The organism is Streptomyces sp. NPDC047515, assembly GCF_040643055.1.
GTDB lineage: Bacteria > Actinomycetota > Actinomycetes > Streptomycetales > Streptomycetaceae > Streptomyces.
Genome location: NZ_JBEYTM010000155.1, coordinates 1 through 2,076, shown reverse-complemented (window position 1 = coordinate 2,076; position 2,076 = coordinate 1). Strand labels below are relative to the sequence as shown.

At 66.1% G+C, this 2,076-nt stretch carries 3 protein-coding genes; 1 reads left to right on the top strand and 2 read right to left on the bottom strand.

The genetic code is table 11. The features are described 5' to 3' along the window. Positions 1-72: 72 nt before the first annotated feature. Positions 73-804 carry a cysteine hydrolase family protein gene (locus ABZ826_RS39220; protein ID WP_361459369.1) on the bottom strand — a complete coding sequence of 244 codons (732 nt, stop codon included), beginning with the start codon at positions 802-804 and terminating at the stop codon, positions 73-75. Beyond that, positions 804-1,385 carry an isochorismatase family protein gene (locus ABZ826_RS39215; protein ID WP_361459367.1) on the bottom strand — a complete coding sequence of 194 codons (582 nt, stop codon included), beginning with the start codon at positions 1,383-1,385 and terminating at the stop codon, positions 804-806. Before ABZ826_RS39215 ends, ABZ826_RS39220 begins: the two co-directional genes overlap by 1 nt. 241 nt (positions 1,386-1,626) lie before the next feature. On the opposite strand from ABZ826_RS39215, the gene ABZ826_RS39210 reads away from it, so the two are divergent. Beyond that, positions 1,627-1,857 carry a hypothetical protein gene (locus ABZ826_RS39210; RefSeq protein ID WP_361459365.1) on the top strand — a complete coding sequence of 77 codons (231 nt, stop codon included), beginning with the start codon at positions 1,627-1,629 and terminating at the stop codon, positions 1,855-1,857. Positions 1,858-2,076: the final 219 nt, after the last annotated feature.

Genomic DNA, 2,076 nt, shown 5'->3' with positions numbered 1-2,076 from the left:
TAGGCGTAGGAACCTCGATCTTCTCACCGGCAAAGTGCACCTGTCGCTGTATCAGCTGTCGCATACCCCGCACTACCTGCGGATTCGGGTCAGAGCACTCTGTGAGGGGACCACGACTCCATAGAGGTCCTGGATCGTGGCGAGTGCGGATTCGTGAACCTGCTTCGCGGGGACACCGTTCGGGTTGCCCTTCAGAGGCAGGGGCCGGGTCGCGGAGGCGTCAGCCACCACGGTGGGCTTGTTGCCGTTGAGGAACGCGCCCTCGGTGGTGAACAGGGCGCACATGTTTGTCATGAATCCGGCGATGATGACGTTCTCGTTCCCGGCCTTCTTGACCTCTTCGGCGAGATCGGTGCCATGGAAGCCGTCCGGGACGTTCTTCTCGACGACGGGCTCTCCCACGGCCGGCTTGAGCGCCGGAATGATCTGGCCCGCCTTCGACTTCAGGTCGTAGCCCTTGTCGACGATGTGGATAACCGGCGTCCCTGCCTTTCGGGCACGCCTGAGCAGAGCCTCGGCGTTGTTCACCGCCGCGCGCCATCCGTCGAGCTCCATCACGCCCTCGGTGTAGGTGTTCTGGTAGTCGACCAGGATCAACGTCGCGCCGGAGAGCTTCGCGGGCGTCTCGTCCAGCTTGTTGAGCTCCCGCAGGGTCGTCGTGTCCTTCGCGACGTTCTTCTCCGCGGCAGGTGACGAAGAACGGTCCGTGCGCGGGGCTGCCTCGGAGTTGCCGCCACACGCCGCCGCGGTGGCGGCGAGAGCGGTGACGACACCCAGCGCGACGACTGGACGCAACAGCCTCATCAGACGATCTCTTTCTGCGACGGAACGACGACCCCGTACAGGTCGGCGATGGTGGCGAGGGCGCTGTAATGCACCTGGCCGGCATCGAGGTCGACGCCGGCCATGGGCAGCGACCGGGTCGCGGTGGCGTCGGCGACGACTGTGGGACGGTTTCCACGCAGGAAGGCGCCTTGCGCGGTGAACGCGACGCACATGTGCGTCATCCAGCCGGCGAGGATGACCTGCCCGTCCGGAACGTGCGTGCCCAGGTCGGTTTCGTGGAACGCGTTGGGGGCCCGCTTGACGACCACGGGCTCACCGTCGACCGGCGTCAGACGGGGGTGGATCTGACCGATCTCGGCCCGGATGTCGTACGGGGTCCCCTCCCCGCCGTCGTTGATGACGTGCACGACCTTCGTGCCCTCCTGGCGGGCTCGCGCCAGCAGCTGCGCGGCCGCGTCGAGAGAGGCCTCCCAGCCGTCGAGTTCCATCACGCCCTGGGTGTAGGTGTTCTGGAAGTCGATCAGGATCAGCGTCGAATCGGCGAGCTTCGCGGGCGTCTGATCGAAGCCGTTGAGCTCGCGCAGCGTCGTTCTGGACATGGGTGTACCGCCTTCGAATGTCGCGTGAGGACTGGCAGCCCGAAGAGTGCGATGGGCTGCGTTCAAAACGCTATGGCCCAACTGCCGTGTCAGCAATGACGTCTAACTTGCAGATACGGACACGGTCATGCCGATGACCGATCGCGGAGACTCGGGCCGGTGGCGTCCTCGATGGGACACGCGCGCGGCGTCAGCTATGGCACCTCGCCGCGTTGTCGGAACATCCGGATACATCCAGTATGTGGACGTCCCTCCGCCTTGCGATGCACCGCATCTGACGCCGCGCACGGCGACCTCCGGGCCGCGCGGCTGCTCCGAGATCACCAAGGTGGACAAGGCGCTCAAGGCTTTCTACGCCCTGCCGGACGCCAGGCCGGAGGGCAACCTCTTCTACGTGCGGTTGCGGGCGGCGGCCCGCGCAGCGTACGACCGCCGGAGCCGCGCCCGCCGGCCCTCGGACCAGTCGTCGTAGCACCCTGTCCGAACCATGAGCCGAACACCCCGTCGGGACGAGGAGCCCTTGAGGCCTGCCTGACACCCGGGACCATCACCAGCACGCGCGACTGAGCGGCTGGTTGCGAGGTGAATGCTGGTCTCCTAGTGTCCTGCGCCAGGAATTCGATCAAGATATGCGGCGAGGCGTTCGAGGATCTCGTCGGCGCTCTTCGTCCAGGCGAAGGGGCGGGGGTTC

What these genes read in the sequence shown, in the direction of transcription:
- ABZ826_RS39220 (WP_361459369.1), bottom strand. Translation starts at nt 804, where the DNA reads ATGAGGCTGTTGCGTCCAGTCGTCGCGCTGGGTGTCGTCACCGCTCTC.
- ABZ826_RS39215 (WP_361459367.1), bottom strand. Translation starts at nt 1,385, where the DNA reads ATGTCCAGAACGACGCTGCGCGAGCTCAACGGCTTCGATCAGACGCCC.